The sequence below is a fragment of the Mesorhizobium sp. ORM8.1 genome (assembly GCF_053005525.2).
This window is the reverse complement of record NZ_CM132600.1, coordinates 3,758,735-3,782,293: the sequence shown is the minus strand read 5'-3', so window position 1 is coordinate 3,782,293 and position 23,559 is coordinate 3,758,735. Positions and strand designations below refer to the sequence as shown.

General features: G+C 63.4%; 25 protein-coding genes and 1 pseudogene. 11 read left to right on the top strand and 15 right to left on the bottom strand.

Going from position 1 to position 23,559, the window contains the following annotated elements; all coding sequences use genetic code 11:
- Positions 1-99: 99 nt before the first annotated feature.
- Positions 100-786 carry an RNA polymerase sigma factor gene (locus ACVDG8_RS18910; protein ID WP_455707164.1) on the bottom strand — a complete coding sequence of 229 codons (687 nt, stop codon included), beginning with the start codon at positions 784-786 and terminating at the stop codon, positions 100-102.
- Between the two features lie 78 nt (positions 787-864).
- Entirely contained in the window at positions 865-1,155 is a 291-nt protein-coding gene (locus ACVDG8_RS18905) for a hypothetical protein (protein WP_455707163.1), read from the bottom strand.
- Positions 1,156-1,298: 143 nt separating this feature from the next.
- Here ACVDG8_RS18905 and ACVDG8_RS18900 point away from each other — a divergent pair, with 143 nt between their 5' ends.
- Positions 1,299-1,664, top strand: coding sequence for a VOC family protein (locus ACVDG8_RS18900; protein ID WP_447256035.1), 366 nt, complete (start codon positions 1,299-1,301; stop codon positions 1,662-1,664).
- A 69-nt stretch (positions 1,665-1,733) separates the two neighbouring features.
- Here ACVDG8_RS18900 and ACVDG8_RS18895 read toward each other — a convergent pair whose 3' ends face one another.
- The 4 genes from ACVDG8_RS18895 to ACVDG8_RS18880 all read right to left on the bottom strand — a co-directional run bounded on the left by ACVDG8_RS18895 (position 1,734) and on the right by ACVDG8_RS18880 (position 6,709).
- Positions 1,734-2,708, bottom strand: a complete 975-nt coding sequence (locus ACVDG8_RS18895) for a ketopantoate reductase family protein (protein ID WP_447256034.1) — start codon at positions 2,706-2,708, stop codon at positions 1,734-1,736.
- Positions 2,709-2,820: 112 nt separating this feature from the next.
- Positions 2,821-4,479 (bottom strand): FAD-binding dehydrogenase, encoded by a 1,659-nt coding sequence (locus tag ACVDG8_RS18890; protein ID WP_447256033.1) that lies wholly within the window; start codon positions 4,477-4,479, stop codon positions 2,821-2,823.
- Between the two features lie 41 nt (positions 4,480-4,520).
- Positions 4,521-5,507: a Gfo/Idh/MocA family protein gene (locus ACVDG8_RS18885; RefSeq protein WP_447256032.1), complete on the bottom strand. Its 987-nt coding sequence runs from the start codon at positions 5,505-5,507 to the stop codon at positions 4,521-4,523.
- A gap of 341 nt (positions 5,508-5,848) precedes the next feature.
- Positions 5,849-6,709, bottom strand: a complete 861-nt coding sequence (locus ACVDG8_RS18880) for a LysR family transcriptional regulator (RefSeq protein ID WP_455707162.1) — start codon at positions 6,707-6,709, stop codon at positions 5,849-5,851.
- 126 nt (positions 6,710-6,835) lie between these two features.
- Here ACVDG8_RS18880 and ACVDG8_RS18875 point away from each other — a divergent pair, with 126 nt between their 5' ends.
- Positions 6,836-7,831 carry an aldo/keto reductase gene (locus tag ACVDG8_RS18875; protein ID WP_447256031.1) on the top strand — a complete coding sequence of 332 codons (996 nt, stop codon included), beginning with the start codon at positions 6,836-6,838 and terminating at the stop codon, positions 7,829-7,831.
- Between the two features lie 220 nt (positions 7,832-8,051).
- On the opposite strand, the pseudogene ACVDG8_RS18870 reads toward ACVDG8_RS18875, so the two are convergent.
- From ACVDG8_RS18870 to rpmI, 6 genes and pseudogenes are all read right to left on the bottom strand, one after another.
- Positions 8,052-8,653, bottom strand: a pseudogene (locus ACVDG8_RS18870) (nucleotidyltransferase family protein).
- Positions 8,654-8,693: 40 nt separating this feature from the next.
- Complete coding sequence (gene pheT / locus ACVDG8_RS18865) at positions 8,694-11,102, bottom strand: phenylalanine--tRNA ligase subunit beta (RefSeq protein ID WP_447256029.1); 2,409 nt, start codon at positions 11,100-11,102, stop codon at positions 8,694-8,696.
- Positions 11,102-11,551 (bottom strand): GFA family protein, encoded by a 450-nt coding sequence (locus tag ACVDG8_RS18860; RefSeq protein ID WP_447256028.1) that lies wholly within the window; start codon positions 11,549-11,551, stop codon positions 11,102-11,104. Before ACVDG8_RS18860 ends, pheT begins: the two co-directional genes overlap by 1 nt.
- A complete protein-coding gene (gene pheS / locus ACVDG8_RS18855; RefSeq protein ID WP_455707848.1) occupies positions 11,548-12,678 on the bottom strand; it encodes a phenylalanine--tRNA ligase subunit alpha in 1,131 nt (376 codons plus the stop codon). Before pheS ends, ACVDG8_RS18860 begins: the two co-directional genes overlap by 4 nt.
- Before the next feature lie 107 nt (positions 12,679-12,785).
- Positions 12,786-13,187, bottom strand: coding sequence for a 50S ribosomal protein L20 (gene rplT, locus ACVDG8_RS18850; protein WP_006201247.1), 402 nt, complete (start codon positions 13,185-13,187; stop codon positions 12,786-12,788).
- Positions 13,188-13,279: 92 nt separating this feature from the next.
- Positions 13,280-13,483, bottom strand: a complete 204-nt coding sequence (rpmI, locus tag ACVDG8_RS18845; RefSeq protein WP_006201248.1) for a 50S ribosomal protein L35 — start codon at positions 13,481-13,483, stop codon at positions 13,280-13,282.
- A gap of 706 nt (positions 13,484-14,189) precedes the next feature.
- Here rpmI and ACVDG8_RS18840 point away from each other — a divergent pair.
- Both ACVDG8_RS18840 and ACVDG8_RS18835 read left to right on the top strand, forming a co-directional pair.
- A complete protein-coding gene (locus ACVDG8_RS18840) occupies positions 14,190-14,735 on the top strand; it encodes a hypothetical protein (protein ID WP_447256026.1) in 546 nt (181 codons plus the stop codon).
- A 28-nt stretch (positions 14,736-14,763) separates the two neighbouring features.
- The gene (locus ACVDG8_RS18835; protein ID WP_447256025.1) at positions 14,764-15,309 is read left to right on the top strand and encodes a hypothetical protein; all 546 of its coding nucleotides are present in this window, start codon (positions 14,764-14,766) and stop codon (positions 15,307-15,309) included.
- A gap of 99 nt (positions 15,310-15,408) precedes the next feature.
- Here ACVDG8_RS18835 and ACVDG8_RS18830 read toward each other — a convergent pair whose 3' ends face one another.
- The gene (locus tag ACVDG8_RS18830) at positions 15,409-16,056 is read right to left on the bottom strand and encodes a methyltransferase family protein (protein WP_447256024.1); all 648 of its coding nucleotides are present in this window, start codon (positions 16,054-16,056) and stop codon (positions 15,409-15,411) included.
- A gap of 196 nt (positions 16,057-16,252) precedes the next feature.
- On the bottom strand, positions 16,253-16,789 hold the full coding sequence (infC, locus tag ACVDG8_RS18825) for a translation initiation factor IF-3 (RefSeq protein WP_447257383.1): 537 nt from the start codon (positions 16,787-16,789) through the stop codon (positions 16,253-16,255).
- A 214-nt stretch (positions 16,790-17,003) separates the two neighbouring features.
- Here infC and ACVDG8_RS18820 point away from each other — a divergent pair, with 214 nt between their 5' ends.
- The 4 genes from ACVDG8_RS18820 to ACVDG8_RS18805 all read left to right on the top strand — a co-directional run bounded on the left by ACVDG8_RS18820 (position 17,004) and on the right by ACVDG8_RS18805 (position 20,398).
- Entirely contained in the window at positions 17,004-17,774 is a 771-nt protein-coding gene (locus tag ACVDG8_RS18820) for an alpha/beta hydrolase (protein ID WP_447256023.1), read from the top strand.
- 3 nt (positions 17,775-17,777) lie between these two features.
- Entirely contained in the window at positions 17,778-18,920 is a 1,143-nt protein-coding gene (locus ACVDG8_RS18815; RefSeq protein ID WP_447256022.1) for a benzoate/H(+) symporter BenE family transporter, read from the top strand.
- Positions 18,921-19,036: 116 nt separating this feature from the next.
- Positions 19,037-19,516 carry a DUF2852 domain-containing protein gene (locus ACVDG8_RS18810; protein ID WP_447256021.1) on the top strand — a complete coding sequence of 160 codons (480 nt, stop codon included), beginning with the start codon at positions 19,037-19,039 and terminating at the stop codon, positions 19,514-19,516.
- Between the two features lie 123 nt (positions 19,517-19,639).
- Positions 19,640-20,398, top strand: a complete 759-nt coding sequence (locus ACVDG8_RS18805; protein ID WP_447256020.1) for a M48 family metallopeptidase — start codon at positions 19,640-19,642, stop codon at positions 20,396-20,398.
- Between the two features lie 30 nt (positions 20,399-20,428).
- Here the strand turns inward: ACVDG8_RS18805 and ACVDG8_RS18800 are convergent, their stop codons facing one another.
- Positions 20,429-20,647 carry a hypothetical protein gene (locus ACVDG8_RS18800; protein WP_447256019.1) on the bottom strand — a complete coding sequence of 73 codons (219 nt, stop codon included), beginning with the start codon at positions 20,645-20,647 and terminating at the stop codon, positions 20,429-20,431.
- Between the two features lie 105 nt (positions 20,648-20,752).
- Here ACVDG8_RS18800 and ACVDG8_RS18795 point away from each other — a divergent pair, with 105 nt between their 5' ends.
- The 3 genes from ACVDG8_RS18795 to trpA are packed head-to-tail and all read left to right on the top strand — an operon-like array spanning position 20,753 to position 23,538.
- The gene (locus tag ACVDG8_RS18795; RefSeq protein WP_447256018.1) at positions 20,753-21,412 is read left to right on the top strand and encodes a phosphoribosylanthranilate isomerase; all 660 of its coding nucleotides are present in this window, start codon (positions 20,753-20,755) and stop codon (positions 21,410-21,412) included.
- Between the two features lie 33 nt (positions 21,413-21,445).
- Complete coding sequence (gene trpB, locus ACVDG8_RS18790) at positions 21,446-22,696, top strand: tryptophan synthase subunit beta (protein WP_447256017.1); 1,251 nt, start codon at positions 21,446-21,448, stop codon at positions 22,694-22,696.
- Between the two features lie 2 nt (positions 22,697-22,698).
- Entirely contained in the window at positions 22,699-23,538 is an 840-nt protein-coding gene (gene trpA, locus ACVDG8_RS18785; protein WP_447256016.1) for a tryptophan synthase subunit alpha, read from the top strand.
- The last annotated feature ends 21 nt before the right edge of the window (positions 23,539-23,559 follow it).

The window sequence follows — 23,559 nt, the reverse complement described above, 5'->3', positions numbered from 1 at the left end:
ATGAAGCCGCGAACCGCGTCGTCTGCCCGCGGGTTGCGGATCAGGATCGCCGGCCGGCCGTCGACGAAGCCGAGCGACAGCGCCCAGTCGCTGGCGCGGTCATAATTGCCGAAATAGGTCGAGGCCTCTCTTGCCGTTGAGCCGGAGGCGGTTGACGACCTCGAGCTGGATATCCTCGGCGATCAGCGCCCTGACGGCGTCGAAGTCGCGCGCGTTGAAGAGATCGACGTAGCAGCGCAGGCGGCGCTCTTCCTCCGGATCGAGCTTCGGCATGGCGACGTCGTCGGGTGCTTCTGCCAGCGCCTTCAATTCGGCGCGGCCGCGATGCAGCGCCGCCTTGGTCGCTGCCAACGTCGCGCCCGTCACCGCGCAGGTTTCGCCAAGGCTGAGGCCAAGCACGTCGGTCAAAATCACGGCGCTGCGCTGCGCCAGCGTAAGCTGCATGAAAGCGCGAAGGCTCGCGGCAGCCGCAAGCCTGGCTTCCGCGCTGGCGGAAAAATCCTCTATCGCCGTCATGTCGGCCTCGGTCGTTCGGGAACGTTCGCGCTGGCGGCGGCGCAGATGATCCTGCGCCGCATTGTGCGCGATGCGATAAAGCCACTGCTCGGGGCGCTCGACCAGGGCGCCGTCGTCATGCGCGGCAAGCGCCTTCACGACAGCCTCCTGGACGATGTCCTCGCCCTCGATCGCCGAACCGGCCATGCGGGCGGCATAGCGGTGCAATTTCGGGCGCAGGTCGACCAGCATCGCTTCAAGCGCCGAGCGGTCGAAATGGGTTGTGCTCATCGTTGCCGTTCTCGCGTCGCCGGCATGGCTTTAGAGGAAATCATGCCTTTCAAGCCGGAAGGATTTCGCCGGCGCTGGTCAGCATATGATAGTCGCCGATAATCTTCGCCTGCGACCGCGCAAGCGGCGTCGAGCGCCGCTCGGCATGATCGGCTCGAAAGCCTTGAAAGCCTCGAGCCCGGTCAGCGCCGAACTGTCCTCGTCGAAGCCGACAAGGTGGATGAACTCGCCATTGTCCAGCTCAAGCACCAGATAGCGCAGGGATTGCGGCTTCGTTTCCTCAAGCGCCTCGAACACTTTCGCCACCAGCGTCCGGTTCTCGGCGATTGCCATGTCCTTCACGCCGTAGCGGATCAGATTGTAGGTCATTGTCGTCTCCTTCGATCGGTCTGCGAAGGAAAGACGATCCGGCTCGGCGAAAAGATTCTCGCCGATCTGCGAGATCTTTCCGCCGACACGGATCGTCTTTCGCACGTGAGGCCGTATCCGCGGCCGTGATGAGGAGAGACATCATGCATATCCAGTTTGCCGAACTGCCGGTGTTCGACCAGGACCGCGCCAAGGCGTTTTACATCGATAAGCTCCGATGCCAGGCGATCACCGACCAGCCGATGGGCGACGGCGGTTGGCGTTGGGTCGAGCTGGCTTTCCCTTTGGCGGTCACCAATTTGCATTTCATCAGGCGTCCCGACGATACGCCGAGCGCGGAGCCGGTCCTGGTTCTGGTCGACGACGATGTCGAAGGCACGGTTGCGGCGCTTAAGGCGCGCGGCGTCGAGATCGTCACCGAGCCGCAGGAAGCACCTTGGCAGCCTGGCCGCACCGTCGCCGAATTCCGCGACAGCGAAGGCAACCGCATGGTGCTGGCCAGCCGGTAGCCACCGGCATGGAGCCCAGGCGCCGGCTACCGGCGGCGTCGAGCACAAGGGGTTCTCGGCCTTGTTTGATCAGCCAGCCGCGCTCATCGCGTCGATCAGGGAAACGATCGTGTCGTCTGCCGCCGTTTGCGGTTGCATCCGGCCGCTGGCCAGTTCGACTGAGAGTCTGCACAAGGCGGAGTTGACGGGCGTCGCCATGCCATGCAGCCGCCCGAGAAGGACGATCTCGCCATTGAGGAAGTCCGTTTCGAGAGAGCCGGTTCCCCGCACGATGCTCTGCAGCGTCGAGGAACCGACCCGAGCGCGCCCCGGTACGGCGCTGATGGTCAATTCTTCGCGCGCCATCGCGTCGGTCTTGTCCCAACCTATCCCGGCGGCGGCCAGCACGGCCTCGGCCTCGGCGCGCGCCCTGGCATACCATTTCTGCTGAAGCTGGGTTTCCCCAAGAGCGGCGTCGATAATGTTGCGAAGGTTGGCAAGCAGCTTGCGATATTTGCTGCTCATCACATTGTCCCTGCGGTCGACGATGAAGCCCGATGCGCTGAGAACCCCGCACAGTTTCTCGACCGTGTCGTCGGTTCCGGAGGGATAGCGGCCGATGTCGAAGGCGCCGATCTTGGGCGCGAAATAGGCCGCGACCTTGCCTGGCGTGTCGTAGTCGGCCGGCAACATAACGGTCGCGCCGTAGACGTTGGCGAAGAAACGCAAGGCGAGCGCCTCGTTGGCAACGCCGTTCTGGAAGCAGAACACCGGCTGCCCCGCCACGCCGGCGGCATTGAGCCGCTGCAGCGCGCCGAGCGTATCGGGGCTCTTCATCGTCAACAGCACGATATCGTCCGGTGTGAAAGAGATCTCGGCCGGATCGGCGTGCACGGGAAAGCGTGCGGTCCTAGTGCCTTGCGGGGTGGAAAGCGACAGGCCGGACGCGCGAATAGCGTCGAGTTGCCTGCCGCGTGCAATGCCGGCGACCGTGTAGCCGGAAAAACTCAGCTGGGCCGCGATGGCGCCGCCGACCGCGCCGATGCCATAGACGATGATACGCATGTCATTCTCATTGCGATTGGAGTTCAGTCAGGACGAGTTCGGCGGACAAAGCCGACCAAAAAAGGGCCGGCCGTGTTGGCTTTGACGCCGGTGAGCATCCTACGCGCCTCGTTCACGCAATCGTGGCCGCCGCCGCTCGTCCGGCGCTGCGGCCGGAAAAGATGCAGCCGCCGAGGAATGTGCCTTCCAGCGCCGCGTAGCCATGCACGCCGCCGCCGCCGAAACCGGCGACCTCGCCCACCGCGTAGAGCCCCGGCACCGGCTGTCCGGCGGCGTCGAGCACGCGGCTGTCGAGGTCGGTCTGCAGGCCGCCCAGCGTCTTGCGGGTCAGGATGTTGAGCCGCACCGCGATCAGCGGGCCGTTTGCCGGATCGAGCATCTTGTGCGGCTTTGCCGTACGGATCAGCCTGTCGCCGAGATAGGCGCGCGCGCCGCGCAGCGCGGTGACCTGCATGTCTTTCGAGAAGGGATTGTCGAGCTGCAGGTCGCGGGCGCGGATCTCGCGCTCGACTTGGCCCACTTCCAACAAAGGCTCAGCGCCGGCCAGCGCGTTCATGCGGGCGACGAGCTTCGAAAGGTCGGCCTCGACGATGAAGTCCTCGCCCTTTTCCATGAAGGCTTTCACCGGGCCTGGAATGCCGCTCGTCGCGCGGCCCAGCACCTGGCGCCAGCTCTTGTTCGTCAGGTCCGGATTCTGCTCGGAGCCCGACAGCGCGAACTCCTTCTGGATGATTTTCCTGGTCAGGATGAACCAGGAATAGTCGAAACCGGTAGCCATGATGTGGCTGAGCGTGCCCAGCGTATCGAAGCCTGGATAGAGCGGCACCGGCAGCCGCTTGCCGCGCGCGTCGAGCCAGATTGAGGACGGCCCGGGCAGGATGCGGATCGCATGGTCGGTCCAGATCGGCGCCCAGTTCTTGATGCCCTCGACATAGTGCCACATGCGGTCGCGATTGATGATCGAACCGCCGGCAGCCTCGGTGATCCCCAGCATGCGTCCGTCGACATGGTCCGGCACGCCGGTGATCATGCGCTTGGGCGCAGTTCCCAGCCGCTCGGGCCAGTTCGTGCGCACCAGCTCGTGATTGGCGCCGATGCCGCCGGAGGCGACGATGACGGCTTGCGCATGGAGCTCGAAATCGCCGGCCGCGTTGCGTGAACTCTTGCGGCCACGCTCGACGCCGCTCGCCTCAAGCACATCGCCGCGCACGCCGGTGACGGTGTTGCCGCTGCGGATGATCTCGTTGACCCGGTAGCGGAACTTGAACTGGATCAGGCCGCGTTTTTGCGCCTCGCGCACCCGCAGCACAAACGGTTCGAGAACGCCGGGGCCGGTGCCCCAGGTGATATGAAAACGCGGCACCGAATTGCCGTGGCCGATGGCATTGCCGCCACCGCGTTCGGCCCAGCCGACGACGGGAAAGAATTTCATACCGCGCTCGATCAGCCAGGAGCGCTTCTCGCCGGCGGCAAAGCCGACATAGGCCTCGGCCCATTTGCGCGGCCAGAAATCCTCCGGACGGTCGAAGGCGGCGGTGCCCATCCAATCCTCGAGAGCCAGCTCATACGAATCGCGGATGCGCATGCGCCGCTGCTCCGGCGAATTGACCAGGAAAATACCGCCGAACGACCAGAAGGCCTGGCCGCCCAGCGACTGCTCCGGTTCCTGGTCGACGATGATGATCTTCTTGCCGGCCTCCGCCAGTTCGGCGGCCGCAACCAGCCCGGCAAGGCCAGCGCCGACAACAATCACGTCCGCATCGTCAGCCATGGTTCCTCCCAGGATTAGCCGGCTATTTAATGCAAAAAGGGTCAGACGTTCTCCCAGCCGTCTTTCTCGCCGGCGCGGAAGATGGCGTCGATGACCTTCTGGTTGAGCACCGATTCTTCCAGCGTGAAGACGCGGTCCTTGCCGCCAAGTGCTGCGCGCACGAAGGTCTCGCATTCAAGCCGGTATTGCTGCGTGCCAGGGAAGCGGAACACCTGCGCTTCGGTGTGGTTCTGATTGTGCAGTTCGATGCGGTGATGCTCGTAGAGCCCGGCATTGAACGGGCCAAAGACCTCGATGAAACCCTTCTCGCCATGGAACACCATCACCTGGCGCGCTGCCATCTGCGTCGACAGATAGAAGGACAGCTCGAAGTCGCCGAAATCGGCGCGGATCGAGGAATAGATGTCGGTGCCGAAGGTCTTGTCGCGCTCGATCGTCGCCTGCACGCGCAACGGCTCCTTGCCGGTCGAAAAACGCGTCGACACCGTCGGATAGACGCCGATATCGGGCAGCGCGCCGCCGCCGAGATCGAGCTGGTTGCGCATGTTCTTGGGGTCGACATTGTAATAGGAAAACGCGCCCTGCACATGGCGCAGCCGGCCGATAGCGCCGCTGGCGATGAGGTCGCGCACCTTGATCCACTGCGGGTGGTAGACGACCATGAAGGCCTCGCAGACCAGCACTTTCTTTTCGTCGCGCAGCTTGATCAGCGGCAGGATGTCCTTGGCGTCGAGCGCCAGCGGCTTCTCGACCAGCACATGTTTTCCGGCCTCGATCGCCTTCGCCGTCCACTCGACATGCTGCGACGTCGGCAGCGGAATGTAGACGCCGTCAATGTCCTTCGAGGCGAGCAACTCCTCATAGGAGCCAAAGGCATGGCGGGCGCCGAAACGCTCGCCCAGCGCCTTGGCCTTCGACAGGTCGCGGCTGACGATTGCCTGCAGGACGCCGTTTTCCGACTCCACGATCGCCGGCAAAAGCTGCTCGCGGCCGATCTTGGCCGTCGACAAAACACCCCATCGGAACATCACGCTTCTCCCTATCGATTACATCGATGGAGGTGTGCCCGAAATCGATGGAAAAGCCAATCACAGACACGGCGTGCCACTCCACGCCTTCGTCATCCTCGGGCTTGACCCGAGGATCCATGGCGTGACCTCGGCCGAAGCAGCCAACAGTGCAGAATCCTGGAGCGCTGCAACGCTTCACCGTCACGGCATGGATTCCAGGGTCTCCGCGACGGAGCTTCGCTCCTGCTCCGCCCTGGAATGACGAACCTCCAGGGATGCGTGAAACTAACCCCGCCTCCCCATCAACATCATGATCCGTGTGGCGGATTGGGGTGGGCCTCCCAACAAAGGGGGCGGGCTCACACACTCACCTTGAAGAAATCCACGAACGCCCTCAGTGCCGGCCGCATCTGGCGGCGGCTCGGATAATAGACGAAGAAGCCGTCGAAGGGCGGGCACCAGTCCTCCAGCACGCGGATCAGCCGTCCATCCGCCAGCGGCGCCTTCACATAGTCCTCGAAGACGAAGGCCAGCCCTGCGCCGTCGACCGCTGCCTGGGCGATCAGATGGTCCTCGTCGAGGATCAGCGGCCCTTCGACCGCGATCTCGATCTCTTCGCCGTTCTTTTCGAATTCCCAGCGGTAGAGGATACCGCTGGAAAAGCGGAAGCGGATGCAGCGGTGGCCGGCGAGCTCGCGCGGATGATTTGGCTCGGGCATGGCGGCAAAATAGGCCGGCGCGCCGACCACCGCGCCGCGGATGTCGGGCCCGATGCGCACCGCGATCATGTCGCGCTGCAGGCTTTCGCCGAGCCGCACGCCGGCATCGAAGCCGCCTTCGACCACGTCGGTGAAACGGTCCTCGATGACGATCTCCAGCACGATCTCGGGATAGGCCGCGGCAAACGCCCCGAGGCGTGGCGTCAGCACCAGATGCGCGGCGGTGCGTGGCACGCTGAGCCTGAGATTGCCGGCCGGCCGGTCGCGCGCCTCGACCGCCGTCTCCAGCGCGAGGTCGATCTCGGAAAGTGCTGGACGCAGCCGCTCCAGAAGCTGCGCGCCTTCCTCAGTCGGGGCGACGCTGCGTGTGCTGCGCGCGAGCAGACGCACGCCGAGCCGCGCTTCGAGGCTCGATACCGCGTGGCTCACCGCCGACGGCGCGATGCCAAGCTCGCGCGCGGCGCCGCGAAAGCTGGCGCATTGGGCGACGGTGGCGAGCACGGCGAGTTGAGAAAGGTTCGTTCGATCATTTGATCTATATTCTAGAACAAGCCGTGCAACATAGATAGAATTATCGAACGGCCAGCAAGTCGCTATCTCCTTCTCATCGCAACAAGGAGATGCGTCATGAAAACCCGCAAATTAGGAACTGAACTCGAAGTCTTCCCGGTCGGCCTCGGCTGCATGGGCATGAGCTTCGGCTATGGCGGCCAGCCGGAAGCCGAGGCCATCGCCACTTTGCGCCGCGCCGTCGAAATCGGCGTGACCTTCTTCGACACAGCTGAGGTCTATGGCCCTTACGAGAACGAGATCCTGCTCGGCAAGGCGCTGAAGCCGCTGCGTGACAAAGTGACGATCGCCACCAAATTCGGCTTCAAGATCTCAGAGGAGGGCTCAGGCACCGACCGCATGGTCGGCGTCGACAGCCGGCCCGAACACGTCAAGGCGGTGGCCGAAGCCTCGCTGAAGCGGTTGAACACCGACGTCATCGACCTCTACTACCAGCACCGGGTCGACCCGAACGTGCCGATCGAGGACACGGTCGGCGCCATGGCCGAGCTGGTGCGCGAGGGCAAGGTGCGGGCCCTGGGCCTGTCGGAAGTGAGCGGCGCGACCCTGCGTCGGGCACATGCCGTGCATCCGATCGCCGCCGTACAGAGCGAATATTCGCTGTGGAGCCGCGATCCGGAGGACGAGGTGTTTGACGTCTGCCGCGAGCTCGGCATCGGCTTCGTCTCTTACAGCCCGCTCGGCCGTGGCTTGCTCACCGGCACCATCGCCAAGCCCGAAGCTTTGAGCGACAACGACTGGCGCCGCACCCTGCCGCGCTTCCAAGCCGACGCCATGGCGGCCAACAACGCCGTCATCGCGCTGCTGGAAAAGATGGCGGGTGAAAAGGGCGTGACATCGGCACAGCTGGCGCTCGCCTGGGTGCTGCACCAAGGCGATTTCATCGTGCCGATCCCCGGCGCAAGGAAAATCAGGCACCTGGAGCAGAACACGGCGGCGGCGGACATTGAACTCAGCACGGCCGAAGTGGCGGCAATCGGCGATGCGCTGTCGCCCGACAAGGTGGCCGGCAAGCGCTATACGGAGGAGCTGCTGGCGCTGGTGGATGGGTGAGCGGATGGGGCGCTTCGGCGCCCCTCCCGTTGTGAGGCCTGTGCGAGGCGCCCCCCTCTGTCCTGCCGGACATCTCCCCCACGAGGGGGAGATTGGATGTCACTTCGGCCTTCGCCAATCGTCGACGTCGCAGAAAGAGCGCCGGCGATGAAGCCGCTAATCTCCCCCAAGTGGGGGAGATGCCCGGCAGGGCAGAGGGGGGCGCCTCGCGCAGACACCTCTACCATTCCACCACCTCAATCTCCGGCCAGCACTCCTGCGCCCTTCTCCCCTTCGCCTCATGCGTCCGTTGATTATCCAGCGCTCGGTTCGGCACGATGCGGAACGAAAAGATGTCATCGAGCCCGAACGGCGCCACCAACTCCAACGCTCCGTCGCGGCCGTACCGCACCCCAACCGCATGGGTCTTGGAGGCAAAATAGCTGACGGATTGACTTGAGCTTGTGTAGCGCGGGCATTCCTGCCCGAATTTCACCGGATACCACAGATGCACCCGCGCCTGGTTGCGCACCTCGACCGGCAGCGCCAGCCCTCGAAATGCTGCGCTGCCTGGCGAATGACTGCGTCCTCGGCCGCATAGGACAGGTCGCTGTCATCGAAATAGAACAGGTCGACATCCTTGATGCCGTATCCCGGCGGCTTGCCGGTCAGATGGTTCCAGACGCTGTTATAGAGCGCGCCGGATACCACCAGCCAGTCCGGTAGCGCGAGCTGGCGCACCCGCGCCAGCGTGCCGGCGAGCAGAGGGTCGGCCGCGACGATGCCGAGAAACGCCGCGCGCTGCTCGTCGAAGGAAAGGCCGGAATAGCGGAGGTGGTCCATCGCCCATTTGGAGGGCGATTCGCCTCAGGTCCGCAATGCCTTAAGCGCGCAGCACGCCGCCCGTTTGCTTGTTGACGTTCTCGACGATGCGCTTTGCGAGCGCCTCGAAATCCTCGTCGGTCAGCGTCTTTTCGACCGGCTGTATCGACACTTCGATGGCGATCGACTTCTTGGCCTCGCCCAGCGACGCGCCTTCGAAGACGTCGAACACCGAGACGCCGGTGACGAGCTTCTTGTCGGCGGCTAAAGCTGCCCGCACCAGCGTGCCGGCCTCGACTCCTCTGTCGACGACGAAAGCAAAGTCGCGCTTCACCGCCTGGAACGGCGAGAGCTCCAGCTTCGGCTTGGTTTTCGTCGGCTTGGCCTTCGGCTCCGGCACGGCGTCGACATAGACCTCGAAGCCGCAGAGCGGGCCGGAGACATCGAGCACTTCCAGCGTCTTCGGATGGAACTCGCCGAAGGTGCCGAGCACGGTCTTCGGGCCGAGCTTGATCGTGCCGGAGCGTCCAGGATGATACCAGGCCGGGCCACCGGGCTCGATCTGCAGCCGGTCGACCGGTGCGCCGCAGGCTTCGAGCGCCGCGATCGCGTCGGCTTTGGCATCGAACACGCCGGCCGGACCGGCATTGCCGGCCCAACTGCGGCCCGAACCGTCGAGCTTGGCGGTGCCGCGCCGCACGCCGGCGGCAACGCGCCGCTGCTCTTCGGGCGCGGCGCCCTCATAGGTGCCCGAAACCTCGAACAGCGCCACGTCGCCGATGCCGCGGTCTGCATTGCGCTGGGCAGCACTGATCAGGCCGGGCAGCAGCGAGGGCCGCATGTCGGACATGTCGGCGGCGATCGGGTTGGCGAGCTTGAGCGCGGTCTGGCCGCCGCCGAACAATTCGGCATGCCTGGCCGGGATGAACGACCAGGTGACCGCCTCCATCATGCCGCGCACGGCCAGCGCGCGCTTGGCCGTGCGGGTGCGCACCTGCAGAGTGGTCAGGATCTTGCCGTTGACCGCGTCATGCGTTGTCAGCGGCTGCGGTGCGATGTTGTCGACGCCATGGATGCGCATGACCTCCTCGACGAGGTCGGCCTTGCCATCGACATCCGGCCGCCAGGACGGCACCGCCACATCGACAACGTCGCCGGTGCCCTGCGGCTCGAAGCCGAGCCGGGTCAGGATATCGAGCGCTTCCGCCTTCGGCACCTCGATGCCGGTCAGCCGCTTCACTTCCGACAGCGGGAAGGAGACGATCTTCGCCTTGTGGCCGGCATAGCCGGCGACCTCTATCTCGGAAGGCGTGCCGCCGCAGAAATCGAGCACCAGCCTGGTCGCGAGCTCGATGCCCGGCACCATGAATTCGGGGTCGACGCCGCGCTCGAAGCGGTAGCGCGCATCGGTGATGATGCCGAGCGTGCGGCCGGTGCGGGCCGTTGTAATCGGATCCCACAGCGCCGATTCGATCAGCACGTCGGTCGTCTTCTCGTCGCAACCGGAATGCTCGCCGCCCATGACGCCGGCGATCGATTCGACGCCATTGTCGTCAGCGATCACGCACATTTCCGGCGTCAGCGTGTATTCGCGGCCGTCAAGCGCCTGTACCTTCTCGCCGTCCCTGGCGCGGCGCACGACAAGGTTGCCGGCGACCTTGGCGGCGTCGAACACATGCAGCGGCCTGCCGCGGTCGAAGGTGACATAGTTGGTGATGTCGACCAGCGCGGTGATCGGGCGCAAGCCGATGGCGATCAGCCGCTGCTGCAGCCATTTCGGCGACGGGCCGTTTTTCACGCCTTTCACCAGCCTGAGCGCGAAGCCGGGGCAAAGCTCTGGCGCCTCGATCGTGACGTTGACCGGACACATGCCGGTGCCGGCATGCGGCATGATCGCGCCGCCGGTCAGCCGGCCGAGGCCGCTCGCCGCCAGATCGCGCGCGATGCCGTAGACGCTGGTCGCGTCGGGGCGGTTGGGCGTCAGGTTGATCTCGATCACCGGATCGTCGAGATGCGCGTAAGTCGCGAAACTGGTGCCGACAGGCGCGTCTTCGGGCAGATCGATAATGCCGTTGTGCTCGTCGGAGATTTCCAGCTCGCGCTCCGAGCACATCATGCCATGGCTTTCGACGCCGCGGATCTTGCCGACCGAGAGCGTCACGTCGATGCCGGGCACGTAGGTGCCGGGCGCCGCGAAGGCGCCGACCAGGCCCGCGCGGGCGTTCGGCGCGCCGCACACCACCTGGACCGGCGGCTTGCCGTTGCCGGTGTCGACGGTCAGAACCCGCAGCCGGTCGGCGTCAGGGTGCTGCACAGCGGTCAGCACCTTGGCGATGACGAAAGGTTTCAGGCCGGCCTTGTCGTCGACATGCTCGACTTCGAGGCCGATCGCGGTCAGCCGCTCGACGATCTCCGCAAGCGAGGCGTCGGTCTCGAGATGGTCCTTGAGCCAGGAGAGGGTGAATTTCATCACTGTGTTCCGTTTTGTTTGTGCCCGTCCGGCCTTTGCGCATCGGGCCGGCGCACGCTTGTCTTCAAATGGCGCGGCAGGTCGTCGGGCATATGCAGGAAGGGTAGCTGCTCGCGTACATAGGCATGCATGGTCGGCCGGAAATAGGCTGGCATGTCCATGGCGCCGAGCATGAAATAGATATGGTCTTCCAGCCGCTCATCGACATAGGCGATCGGCGAACCGCAAATGCCGCAGAACGAACGCGTCACCGGCCCGTTCTCGTACATCTTCAGCGCCTTGCCGGTGAAAGTCACCTGGTCGGCCATGAAGCCGACAAAGGCCGACACCGGCGCGCCCGTGGCGCGCCGGCAATCGCCGCAATGGCAATAGCTGATATGGTGCGGCTCTGCCGAAGCCTCGAACCGCACGGCGCCGCAACGGCAGCCGCCGGTGTGGGGCGCCGTCATGCGGACAGGCCTCCGAACAGCGTCGGCAGGTCGAGCGGCCGGAAGCCGTAATGCGACAGCCAGCGCACATCCGCGTCGAAGAAGGCGCGCAGGTCCGGCATGCCGTATTTCAGCATGGCGATGCGGTCGATGCCCATGCCCCAGGCAAAGCCCTGATATTCGTCCGGATCGAGCCCGCCGGCGCGCAGCACATTGGGGTGCACCATGCCGCAGCCCAGGATCTCCATCCAGTCGGAGCCTTCGCCGAAGCGCACTTCGCCCGGACGCGAGCGGTCGCACTGGATGTCGACCTCGAGGCTCGGCTCCGTGAACGGGAAGTAGGACGGCCGGAAGCGCATCTTGACCTGCGGCACCTCGAAGAAGGCCTTGCAGAACTCTTCCAGCACCCACTTCATGTTGGCGACATTGGCCGACTTGTCGATCACCAGGCCCTCGACCTGATGGAACATCGGCGAGTGCGTGGCATCCGAATCCTGCCGGTAGGTCTTGCCGGGGATGACGATGCGGATCGGCGGCTTCTGCTTTTCCATGGTGCGGATCTGCACGGGCGAGGTGTGCGTGCGCAACAGCTTGCGCTCGCCCTTCTCGTCCGGCTGGAAGAAGAAGGTGTCGTGCATTTCGCGCGCCGGATGCCCCTCGGGGAAATTCAGCGCCGTGAAGTTGTAATAGTCGGTCTCGATATCGGGACCTTCGGCGATGGCGAAGCCGAGGTCACCGAAGATCGCCGCGATCTCGTCGATCACCTGGCTGATCGGATGGATGCGGCCGCGTTCGGCCGGCGACTGGCGCACCGGCAGCGTGACGTCGACTTTTTCGGCCGCCAGCCTGGCAGTGATCGCCACGTCCTTCAGCTCCGCCTTGCGTGCGGTGAGCGCTTCAGTGACCCGGTTCTTCAGGCCATTGATCGCAGGCCCCTTCACCTGCCGGTCCTCGGCGCTCATGGCGCCAAGCGTCTTCAGCATTTCGGAGACCGAGCCTTTCTTGCCCAGCGCCGCAACGCGTACCGCTTCGATGGCGGCTTCATCCGAGGCCGCCGCGATGTCGGCGAGCAATGAACCTTCAAGGGCTTCAAGATTTCCAGCGGTGGCGTTCACAGTGAAACTCTTCGATCGGGCAACCGGCACCATGCGGTGTGTTGCCATTTTGGTTACATCAGGGGCCAAAAAGAACCCGCGCCAGCCGAGCCAGCGCGGGTTCCCCAAATCAGTAGTAAAAATGCTTGGGAAGCGCTGGCTTAGGCGACAGCGCTCTCAAAAGCATTCGGCGTGGTGTTCTTCAGGTATTCGAGCGCGACCTTGGCCTTGGCGACCAGGGCGGCGAAAGCCTGCGGCTCATGGATGGCCATGTCGGACAGGATCTTGCGATCGATCTCGATGCCGGCCTTGTTGAGGCCGTCGATGAAGCGGCCATAGGTCAGGCCGTGCTCGTGGGTCGCCGCGTTGATGCGCTGGATCCACAGCGCGCGGAACGAGCGCTTGCGGTTCTTGCGGTCGCGATAGGCGTATTGCAGCGACTTTTCCACCGCCTGCTTGGCGATGCGGATGGTGTTCTTGCGGCGGCCGTAGAAGCCCTTGGCGGCTTTCAGGACCTTCTTGTGCTTGGCGTGCGAGGTGACGCCTCTCTTTACGCGTGCCATGTCATGATCTCCTTAAAAGCAATTCCAGGAAAAGTGTGTTGCGGTTTTCCGTTCGGAATTGCGTAAAACAAATTCGTGTTCCGACCGAATGCTCAAAGGCCGTTCGGCAGAAAATTCTTAATGACCTTCTTGCCATCCGGTTCAGCCAGAACCATCGTGCCGCGGGCATTTCGAATGAACTTGTTGGAACGCTTGATCATGCCGTGACGCTTGCCGGCCGCAGCCGACAGAACTTTACCCGTACCTGTGATCTTGAACCGCTTCTTGGCGGCCGACTTGGTCTTCATCTTGGGCATTTTGCTACTCCGTATTGGTGGCGCACAATCGCGCTTCTTGTTCGCTTCGGGCGGACCAAAAGCCCGAAAAGCAAATGAAACCGCCACGGCATGCCCTGCCGGGCGGTTTTTTGGAACGCGGTCCTATAGATCAAACGGCGTCCGGGCGCAACACCCTCATGTCCGCGAAACGCTTAGGGGCTTATGGGTCATCTCCATATCCAGCGATCATTTCTTCCGCCTTTTACGCTCGACCCACTCGTTGAAATATTGCTCTTCGCTGACGCCTGCCTTTCGTGCGCGCCGTCGCATGCTCTTCAATGCGCTTCGTGTAGGCGCGTCAACGCCGGTCTGGTTTTTGAAGTTGGCTGACGCCATGGCAACCAGGGCAAGTCCGATCACGATAAGTATAACTGCGCCCAAAGCTCCCCCTTGTTTCACCCTCCAACGGCAGGAAAGATGCCGGAACGTCGATGTTGGCGCAAGGCCAGATAGAAGCGAGATTGCATCGCCGCTTCCTTTTGGTAGATTGCAGCCATGGGGCGGATTTTGCTTTTTTGGATGCTTGGCATCCTTTCATTGGCGGCAGTCGCTAGTCCGCTGATCGCAATCTACGTGGCATCTCAGGGCGAATGGCCCGGAGCGGCAATGTTCGCATTCTTCAGCGTGGCGGCAATGGCGGTTGCGCGGAAGGCCTATAGAGATCAGCCTTGGCGGGTCGATCGGCGTGGTTGAGGTCAAAGTTTCCTTCTTCGCAACCGACCCCGGGCAGTTCATTGCAGGAGCGCATCGCTATTTAAGCGCAGCCCGAGTATTGCGGTATGCGGAAGATGCCGAGCCGATCACCGACTTGTTGAAAGCGCCAGTGCTCCATCTTGTCGCGCATGGCATGGAGCTGCTGTTCAAGTATCCCATTCTCCGCGGCGGCGTATCACAAGCGAAAGTTACGAAAGAATTCGGTCACGATCTCCATAAGCTTTGGCTCGACCACAGAAACGAAAATCTTCGCCTCCATGCGGGCATTGCGGCCAGAGAGGCATGGGAGGAGGCTCGGGCAAGCGGGCTCTGGCCAAACGATGATTTCTCGCTCGACCCCTATGAAGTTCTGCAAAAGGCTTTGATCAACCTGAGTTACCTGCACGGCCGCAGCAGTTCCTATGCGCTTCGCTACACGATTCCTGGTCTAATCCTGGCGCCACGGCCGGGCCTTCTGATAGACGCTTTTGGCCAGATCGCCGAGAGCACCGCGAAGAGCCCGTCGTATCTCGATTAGGCTTCTCTAAATCCATCTGGAGCTTGGAATGAATTCGCTGCCAATCGGAGCCCCCACCCAAGAGCGGATCTTTGAAAGTGTTGGGCGTGCACTGTCCCGGTGGGAATGGATCGAAGGTCACGTGGCGGTACTGTTCTCGCGCTTGATCGGCCAGAAGGCGAGTGGCTATGCTGCAGCAAGGGCTTTCGGCACCCTCTATTCCGTGAATTCGAAGCGCCTCATGATTGCTGCTGCAGCAGAGGTGTTCTTTCTGCAGCATAGCGCCCCAGAGACCCAGGCCAAGCTCGCGGCCTGGCTTGGTCAGTATCAAACGGCGAGCGCCTCGCGAAACCAGATTGCTCATGGAATCGTCCAGACCTATGCGCCAGGCGGTTATGCCCTTTTCCCAAACTGGAGCGCCACAAAGAGTCGAAAGATAAAGGGCATAGCCCTCGAAAGAACCGAGGCGAACTATGTCTATTCATCGCACGAAATCGACGCCATCACGCAAAAATTTGCCCAGCTATATGAGCCTCTGATGGAGATAATTACAGAAGTGATGTCCGCCGGAACCTTGCCGCCACTACCGATGTAACAGGTATCGATAAAGCCAATTATCGCTGCACCATCCCTGTGGTCAGACTGTTAAAAAATACCGAAAGCTACGACTTGTGGTTGTTCTAGCGATCAACGTCTAGGGCGCCGTGAACCATACCGGCAGCATGCCGGTCAGCTGCGCGCCGTCGATCAGTTCAAAGGCCGGCAGCGCGATCAGGAACACCAGCCCATCGAGCAGCGTGTTCAGCAAAAGGCGCGGCTTGAAGCTGCCGGTGTCGCCTTCTTCATAGAGCGAGAGCCTGGGGAAGAAGCGCGGCACTTTCGCCAGATAGGCTTTGTAAGGGGCCCCCAGCGCTTCCTTGAGGTATTTCTCCTCGCGCAGGATCACGATGTGGAAAGCGCCGGCGCAAAGCACAGCAAACAGGATAATGCCGCTGAATGAGCCGATCTGGGCGCCGACGCCGGCGGCGGCGACGGTGGAGAACAGATAAAGCGGGTTGCGGGTGATCGAATAAGGCCCGCCGGTGACCACTTCGGAGGATTTGCGGCCGCCGATATAGAGCGTCGACCACAGCCGGCCGACGATACCGAGGAAGATCAGCAGCACCCCGAACATCTCGATCGATTCATGCACCGGTGTGTCGGGCGGGAAGCTCGACTGGCCGAAGAGCAGTGCGCAAAACAGCACCGCCACCAGCACCGCGAGCACGATCCGGCGCATATGCTGGTAGCCGCCCAGCCCTTGCAACGGGTTGGCGGGTGGGACCTTCACTTCATCGACCATGGCCAATCCGATTGTCGCGTTTTGCTCGCGATCGGGAAGCCCGATCGTCGAGGTTGCCGGCGATCGGATTGAAAACAGGCGCCCCGCCGATCGTCGGGACGCAGTGCCCGGCAATTCGGGCGGATTTTAGAGCGAATGCAATGGGGGCTGGCAGCTCGCGAAACCGTGATGGACGCGACGCGTTGACGACCGCGCCTCAGCGCGGCGCCAGCACCATCATCATCTGGCGGCCTTCGAGCTTGGGCTCGGCCTCGACCTTGGCGATCGTCGCCGTTTCCTCGCGCACTTTGTTCAGAAGCTGCATGCCGAGCTCCATATGCGCCATCTCGCGGCCACGGAAGCGCAGCGTCAACTTGACCTTGTCGCCTTCCTCGAAGAAGCGCCGCACGGCCTTCATCTTGGTTTCGTAGTCATGGTCGTCGATGTTCGGGCGCATCTTGATCTCTTTGATCTCGATGACCTTCTGGTTCTTGCGCGCTTCGGCCGCCTTCTTCTGGTTGGCGTATTTCAGCTTGCCGAGATCGAGGATCTTGACGACCGGCGGCACCGCATTGGGCGATATCTCGACAAGATCGAGCCCGGCCTCTTCGGCCAGCAGCAATGCGTCGTTGATGGAAACATCGCCGCGGTTCTGGCCTTCGGCGTCGATGAGCTGGACCCGGGGAACCCGGATGTCTCGGTTGGAGCGCGGGCCGTCTTTGGTGGGCGCCGCTGCTTTAAAAGGTCTGCGAATGGTCGTGGTCTCCTTGGCCGTTTCGTTCAGGGTTCAGTAAATTCAAATCGCTGGACGCGCCTATGTGGTGAGCGCGGGGCGTGAGTCAATAGCATAGGCTTTGCGGAAAATCACCTGCCCGCTTGCTCTTACTTGTGCCAAGCAAAGAAACGCCGCGAGCACTTTTCGTTGAACCACGGCCTGTGCCAAAAGACCGGTGGGAAAGGACAAGCTCATGGCCGCCAGCGCGCCGGTTTTCATCGATGTGGACGGATCGAGCATCGCCGTCAGGCAGACGCCCGGCGCAGCCCCTGGTGTCGTCTGGTTGGGCGGCTACAAGTCCGACATGCTGGGCACGAAGGCTGAGACGCTTGCCGTCTGGACCGGTAGCGAAGGCCGTGCCTATCTGCGCCACGACTATTCCGGCCATGGCGAGTCGGGTGGCGACTTCGCCGACGGCACCATTTCGACATGGCTGGCGCAAAGCCTGGCCGTCTTTCGTCGTTTCTCCAAGGGCAAGCAGATCCTGGTCGGCTCCTCGATGGGGGCCTGGATTGCGCTGCGCATGGTGCAGGAATTGCGCAAGGCCGGCGAGGATCGCGTCGCCGGCCTGGTGTTGCTCGCGCCGGCGCCGGACTTTACGGTGGAATTGATCGAGCCGGTGCTGACCGACGCGCAGCGCCGCGACCTCACGGAAAAGGGCTTCTTCGCCGAGCCGTCCGACTATTCCGACCAACCTTACATCTACACCCGGGCGTTGATCGAAGACGGCCGGGCGAACCGGGTGATGGCCGGGCCAATCGACACCCATTGCCCTGTGCATATCCTGCAAGGTCTCGCCGATCCGGATGTGCCGTCCGGCCATGCGCTGAAGCTGGCGGCGCTTTTGCCGGCCGACGACGTCACGCTTTCGTTGATCCCCGACGGCGATCATCGTTTGTCGCGGCCCGAGGATCTCGACATGCTCAAGCGCGCGGTCGGCGACATGATCAGCCGGGTCGCCTGAGCAATGCGCGTTTCCATTCCGATATCCGCCTTCGTCGCCGCGATTGTCGGTTTCGGCAGCACGCTTGCCATCGTCATTGCCGCCGCAAAGGCCGTTGGCGCGACGCAGATCGAGACCGCAAGCGGCGTGACGGCAATCTGCCTGGCCATGGCCATCGAATGCCTGTGGCTGTCCTGGCGCACGAAAATGCCGGTTATCACCGCCTGGTCGACGCCCGGCATGGCGCTGGTTGCCGCCTCCAGCGGCTTCACCATGCCGGAGGCGATCGGCGCCTTCATCGTCACCGGCATCCTTTTGCTCGCCACCGGCCTGTTCAAGCCTTTGACTAGGCTGATGGCGCGGATACCGGCTTCCGTCGCCTCCGGCATGCTGGCCGGCATCGTCGTCACCTTCGCCATCAATGCGGTCAAAACCGTTCCAGCCGATCCCTGGCTCATTTTGCCGCTGATCGCGGCCTTTTTCATCATTCGCCTGGTTAATCCGTCGCTGTCGGTGCTGGCGGTCCTGGTCGGCGGCGGCCTCGCCGCTTTTCTCACCGGCCGTGTCGGCAGCCTGCCGGCGCCGGAACTCTCGACGCTGACGCTGATTGCGCCGCAATTCACGATCTCGGCCGTCATCGGCCTGGCGGTCCCGCTCTACCTCGTCACCATGGCCTCGCAGAACCTCTCGGGCCTCGCCGTGCTGCGCGCGGCTGGCTACGACCCGGAACCCGGACCGCTGATCGGCGTCACCGGCCTGTTTTCGCTGCTGTCGGCGCCGTTCGGCGCCGGGACCACCAATCTGGCGGCGATCTCGGCGGCGATCTGCACCGGCCCGGACGTGCATCCCGATCCCGCCGAGCGATGGAAGACGGGTCCGTTCTATGCGCTGGCCTACCTGGTCTTCGCCATCTTCGGCGCTTCGCTGGTCGCGATCTTCGCCGTCCTGCCGCAGAGCCTGATTGCGCTGGTCGCCGGACTGGCACTGATGGCGTCGCTCGCCAATGCTCTTGCCATTGCGCTCAGGGACGAGGGCGAGCGCATGCCCGCCACCGTCACCTTCGCCGTCACGGCTTCCGGCCTCACGCTGTTCGGCGTCGGCGCGGCTTTCTGGGGCCTAGTCGCCGGCATGGCCTTGCTTTTCCTCGACAGGCTCAAAAAGCGATAATCATTTCAGGCGCTTCGCCGGTTTTGACCGGTTTTGGCTTGAATCGCCGATTTGGTCTTCCCATTTCGATTCCACGCAGCCGCTCTGGCTGTCTCCAACGGAAGGACTGGGAGAAAATGAACACAAGTGCATTGATCCGTCCGGCCTGGACGCCGGCCACCATCGCGCTGATGGTCATCGGCTTCATGGTGTTCTGGCCGCTCGGCTTCGCCATGCTCGCCTACATCATCTGGGGCGACCGGCTCGACGGCTTCAAGCGTGATGTCAATCGCGCCACCGACGGCATCTTCGCCGGCTGCCGCCGCGGCTCCGACAAGGCGGCCCGCTGGGGCCACGGCTCGGCCCGCACGGGTAACGTCGCCTTCGACGACTGGCGCGAGAAGGAACTCGAGCGCCTGGCCGAGGAACGCCGCAAGCTGGACGAGATGCTGACCGAGTTCGACGACTATGCTCGCGAACTGCGCCGCGCCAAGGACCAGGACGAGTTCGACCGCTTCATGGCGAACCGCAACAAGTCGACCGCGCCGACCACCACCGGCTCGACCGACAAGACTGCCCCCAAGCGCGGCAAGGGCACGAACCTGCTCGACGACTGAAACCCTCGCGACAAGGTCTCAGGATGATACAACGGCGTCGCGTGAGCGGCGCCGTTTCTTTTTTGTTCTCTTTCTGCCTCCGCTCCCACTGGTCGTTTTTCTCGAATCGCGTATCGTCCGGCCATGACCCTCGGCTTCTTTCGCAACCTGACCAAGCCAAAACCCACGCCTGTGGTCGAGCGCGAGCATTGCGTTGCCGGTCGCACGTTGCCGCTCAAGATCGTCGAAAGCGCCAGGGCGCGACGGCTGACGCTGCGCATCGATTCCGGCGGCCAGGGCCTGCGCATCACCGTGCCGCCCGGCCTGCGCCGCGGCGAAGTGGAGAAATTCCTCGACCGTCACCAGGACTGGCTGGAGCAGCGTCTGGCCAAGGTGCCGACGCGGCCGCAAGTAAGGCCGGGCATAAAAATCCCGATCCGCGGCGTGCCGCACCGCATCGTTCATGAGCCGGCAAAGCGCGGCACCGTCACGGTCTCGCGCGATGAGCGCGGGCCGCTCTTGATCGTCCATGGCGAACGCATCCATCTGCCGCGCCGCATCGCCGACTATTTGAAGCGCGAGGCCAAGAAGGAAATCGAGAAGCTGGTCGTCAAGCACACCGAGGCGATCGGCAAGCGCGCCAAGGCGATAAGGTATAAGGATACCTCCAGCCGCTGGGGGTCATGCACCTCGGAGGGCAACCTCTCTTTCTCGTGGCGCATCATGATGGCGCCGCAACCGGTGATCAATTACCTCGTCGCGCATGAGGTGGCGCATCTGAAAGAGATGAACCACGGCCCGAAATTCTGGAAGCTGTGCGAAAAGCTCTGCCCCGACACCGACCGCTGCAAGGATTGGCTGAAGCGCAACGGGGGAGCGTTGCAGGCGATCGTGTTTGAGTAGGAATGGTGAAGGTGGGCGTTTGGCGACCACTTAATCGTCATTCGCCGCATTCAACTCTTCCGGCCGCAGCCCTTCATCGCCATGGTGCGGCCACGGCAAAAAATTCCGATCGAACGCATCGCTGCCGAAATAATCCAGCGCCCGGTGCGCCTCGGCGCCGTTGAATGCGGCCTTGTCCATCAGATGCACGATCACCTCGCGCGCCTGCGCGATCTTTTGCCTGAGTTCGGCGACGGTCTGGTCGGCCATGCTTTGTCTCCCGCCATACTATATTAGGAACCTAGCGCGTCCCATGCCCATGGCAACAGCATGCTTTTCCTCGACTCTTTTGCCATTTCGTGCCAATCCCGCCCCATGACGCTCGACATCAAGATCTGCGGATTGAAGACCGACGCCGCGATGGCTGCCGCCCTTGCCGGCGGCGCCAGCCATGTCGGCTTTATCTTCTTTGCCCGGAGTCCGCGCTATGTCGAGCCGGCCGAGGCCGGCCGCCTGCGCGAAATGGCGCGTGGCAAGGCCCTGGCGGTTGCCGTCACCGTCGATGCCGGCGATGCCTTCCTGGACGAGATCGTCGCCAGGATGCAGCCGGATATGCTGCAATTGCATGGTTCCGAGACGCCTGAACGGGTGGCGGTACTCAAGGCTCGCTACGGCCTGCCGGTGATGAAGGTGTTTTCCGTCAGCGCGGCTGCCGACCTCGAGCGGATAAAGCCGTTCGTCGGCATCGCCGATCGGTTCATGTTCGACGCCAAGCCGCCGAAAGGATCGCAACTGCCGGGCGGCAACGGCGTCGCCTTCGACTGGCGCATCCTTGCCGGCCTTGACGCCGGCGTCGATTACATGCTTTCCGGAGGGCTCAACGCCGCCAATATCGGCGACGCCCTGAGACTGGCCAATCCGCCCGGAATAGACGTTTCGTCGGGCGTGGAAGGCGCTCCGGGCGTCAAGGATCCGGCGCTGATCGAGCAGTTTTTCCGGGCCGTCAGGGCCGCGCGCGACGACCGCGCCGCCTGAGACAAGCTCAAGCCAACACCTAGGAGATCGGCGATGAACAAGCCGGCGACACCCAATTCCTTCCGCACAGGACCCGACGAACAGGGCATGTTCGGCATTTTCGGCGGTCGTTTCGTTGCCGAAACGCTGATGCCGCTGATCCTCGATCTCGAGCGGCACTGGAACGAGGTCAAGGACGATCCGGAGTTCAAGGCCGAGCTGCAGAACCTCTCCACCCATTATGCAGGGCGGCCCTCAAAGCTTTATTTCGCGGAGGGCCTGACTAGGCATCTTCGTGAGGTTTCCTCGGCGAAGGGCCTCGGGGGCGGCGCCAAGGTCTACTTCAAGCGCGAGGACCTGAACCACACCGGCTCGCACAAGATCAACAATTGTCTCGGCCAGATCCTGCTGGCCAAGCGCATGGGTAAGAAGCGCATCATCGCCGAGACCGGCGCCGGCCAGCACGGCGTTGCGGCCGCCACCGTCGCGGCGCGCTTCGGCTATCCTTGCGTCGTCTACATGGGCGCCACCGATGTTGCCCGCCAGAGCCCCAACGTCTTCCGCATGAAACTGCTCGGCGCTGAAGTGCGGCCGGTCACCGCCGGCCACGGCACGCTGAAGGACGCCATGAACGAGGCCCTGCGTGACTGGGTGACCAATGTCGAGGACACCTATTACCTTATCGGCACGGCCGCTGGGCCGCATCCCTATCCGGAACTGGTGCGCGACTTCCAGTCGGTCATCGGCACCGAAGCCCGCGCGCAGATGCTGGAGCAGGAAGGCCGGCTGCCCGATGTCATCATCGCCGCTGTCGGCGGCGGCTCCAACGCCATCGGCCTGTTCCACCCCTTCCTCGACGACAAGGATGTGCGCATCATCGGCATCGAGGCTGGCGGGCGCGGCCTTGACGGTGTCGAGCATTGCGCCTCGATGAATGCCGGCAAACCTGGCGTGCTGCACGGCAACCGCACCTATCTCCTGCAGAACGCCGATGGCCAGATCCTCGACGGCCACTCGATTTCGGCCGGTCTCGATTATCCGGGCGTCGGTCCCGAGCATTCCTGGCTGCGCGACTCGGGCCGCGTCGAATATGTGCCGATCCTCGACGACGAGGCGCTGGAGGCCTTCCAGCTGACCACCCGCGTCGAAGGCATCATCCCGGCGCTGGAATCGGCGCATGCCATCGCGCATGCGGTGAAGATCGCGCCGAAGATGGACAAGGACCAGATCGTCATCGTCAATCTGTCCGGCCGTGGCGACAAGGACGTGCACACGGTGGCCAAGATGCTGGGCATGGAGATCTGACAATGACGACCCGCATCGACCGCCGCATGGCGAAGCTCAAATCCGAGGGCCGTCCGGCCTTGGTCACTTATTTCATGAGCGGCGACCCGGACTACGAGACCGCCTTGTCGATCATGAAGGCGCTGCCCAAGGCAGGCGCGGACATCATCGAAATGGGGATGCCGTTTTCCGATCCGATGGCCGATGGTCCGGCGATCCAGGCAGCGGGCCTGCGCGCGCTGAAGGGGGGCCAGACGCTGGTCAAGACGCTGAAGACGGCGGCTGATTTCCGCGCCACCGACAATGACACGCCGATCGTGCTGATGGGCTACTACAACCCGATCTACATCTACGGCGTCGACCGCTTCCTCAAGGATGCGATCGCCAGCGGTATTGATGGGCTGATCGTCGTCGACCTGCCGCCGGAGATGGATGAGGAGCTCTGCATCCCGGCATTGAAGGCCGGCATCAACTTCATCCGCCTGGCGACGCCGACCACCGACGACAAGCGCCTGCCCAAGGTGCTGCAGAACACGTCGGGCTTTGTCTACTACGTGTCGATGACCGGCATCACCGGCTCGGCCCTGGCCGACACCGGCAAGGTTGCCGCAGCGGTCAAGCGCATCAAGGGCCACACCGAGCTGCCGGTCTGCGTCGGCTTCGGCGTCAAGACCGCCGAGCAGGCGCGCATTATCGGCGCTTCGGCCGACGGCGTCGTGGTCGGCACGGCAATCGTCAACGCGGTCGCCAATGTGCTGGGACCCAAGGGCGAGAAGACGGCCGATCCGGCCGAAGCCGTCGCCACTTTGGTCGCCGGCCTTGCCCAGGGCGTCCGCTCCGCCCGTCTTGCCGCCGCCGAATAGCCCGACTATGTGTTCACAACG

What these genes read in the sequence shown, in the direction of transcription:
- ACVDG8_RS18910 (WP_455707164.1), bottom strand. Translation starts at nt 786, where the DNA reads ATGAGCACAACCCATTTCGACCGCTCGGCGCTTGAAGCGATGCTGGTC.
- ACVDG8_RS18905 (WP_455707163.1), bottom strand. Translation starts at nt 1,155, where the DNA reads ATGACCTACAATCTGATCCGCTACGGCGTGAAGGACATGGCAATCGCC.
- ACVDG8_RS18900 (WP_447256035.1), top strand. Translation starts at nt 1,299, where the DNA reads ATGCATATCCAGTTTGCCGAACTGCCGGTGTTCGACCAGGACCGCGCC.
- ACVDG8_RS18895 (WP_447256034.1), bottom strand. Translation starts at nt 2,708, where the DNA reads ATGCGTATCATCGTCTATGGCATCGGCGCGGTCGGCGGCGCCATCGCG.
- ACVDG8_RS18890 (WP_447256033.1), bottom strand. Translation starts at nt 4,479, where the DNA reads ATGGCTGACGATGCGGACGTGATTGTTGTCGGCGCTGGCCTTGCCGGG.
- ACVDG8_RS18885 (WP_447256032.1), bottom strand. Translation starts at nt 5,507, where the DNA reads ATGTTCCGATGGGGTGTTTTGTCGACGGCCAAGATCGGCCGCGAGCAG.
- ACVDG8_RS18875 (WP_447256031.1), top strand. Translation starts at nt 6,836, where the DNA reads ATGAAAACCCGCAAATTAGGAACTGAACTCGAAGTCTTCCCGGTCGGC.
- pheT (WP_447256029.1), bottom strand. Translation starts at nt 11,102, where the DNA reads ATGAAATTCACCCTCTCCTGGCTCAAGGACCATCTCGAGACCGACGCC.
- ACVDG8_RS18860 (WP_447256028.1), bottom strand. Translation starts at nt 11,551, where the DNA reads ATGACGGCGCCCCACACCGGCGGCTGCCGTTGCGGCGCCGTGCGGTTC.
- pheS (WP_455707848.1), bottom strand. Translation starts at nt 12,678, where the DNA reads ATGGTGCCGGTTGCCCGATCGAAGAGTTTCACTGTGAACGCCACCGCT.
- rplT (WP_006201247.1), bottom strand. Translation starts at nt 13,187, where the DNA reads ATGGCACGCGTAAAGAGAGGCGTCACCTCGCACGCCAAGCACAAGAAG.
- rpmI (WP_006201248.1), bottom strand. Translation starts at nt 13,483, where the DNA reads ATGCCCAAGATGAAGACCAAGTCGGCCGCCAAGAAGCGGTTCAAGATC.
- ACVDG8_RS18835 (WP_447256025.1), top strand. Translation starts at nt 14,764, where the DNA reads ATGAATTCGCTGCCAATCGGAGCCCCCACCCAAGAGCGGATCTTTGAA.
- ACVDG8_RS18830 (WP_447256024.1), bottom strand. Translation starts at nt 16,056, where the DNA reads ATGGTCGATGAAGTGAAGGTCCCACCCGCCAACCCGTTGCAAGGGCTG.
- ACVDG8_RS18820 (WP_447256023.1), top strand. Translation starts at nt 17,004, where the DNA reads ATGGCCGCCAGCGCGCCGGTTTTCATCGATGTGGACGGATCGAGCATC.
- ACVDG8_RS18815 (WP_447256022.1), top strand. Translation starts at nt 17,778, where the DNA reads ATGCGCGTTTCCATTCCGATATCCGCCTTCGTCGCCGCGATTGTCGGT.
- ACVDG8_RS18810 (WP_447256021.1), top strand. Translation starts at nt 19,037, where the DNA reads ATGAACACAAGTGCATTGATCCGTCCGGCCTGGACGCCGGCCACCATC.
- ACVDG8_RS18805 (WP_447256020.1), top strand. Translation starts at nt 19,640, where the DNA reads ATGACCCTCGGCTTCTTTCGCAACCTGACCAAGCCAAAACCCACGCCT.
- ACVDG8_RS18800 (WP_447256019.1), bottom strand. Translation starts at nt 20,647, where the DNA reads ATGGCCGACCAGACCGTCGCCGAACTCAGGCAAAAGATCGCGCAGGCG.
- ACVDG8_RS18795 (WP_447256018.1), top strand. Translation starts at nt 20,753, where the DNA reads ATGACGCTCGACATCAAGATCTGCGGATTGAAGACCGACGCCGCGATG.
- trpB (WP_447256017.1), top strand. Translation starts at nt 21,446, where the DNA reads ATGAACAAGCCGGCGACACCCAATTCCTTCCGCACAGGACCCGACGAA.
- trpA (WP_447256016.1), top strand. Translation starts at nt 22,699, where the DNA reads ATGACGACCCGCATCGACCGCCGCATGGCGAAGCTCAAATCCGAGGGC.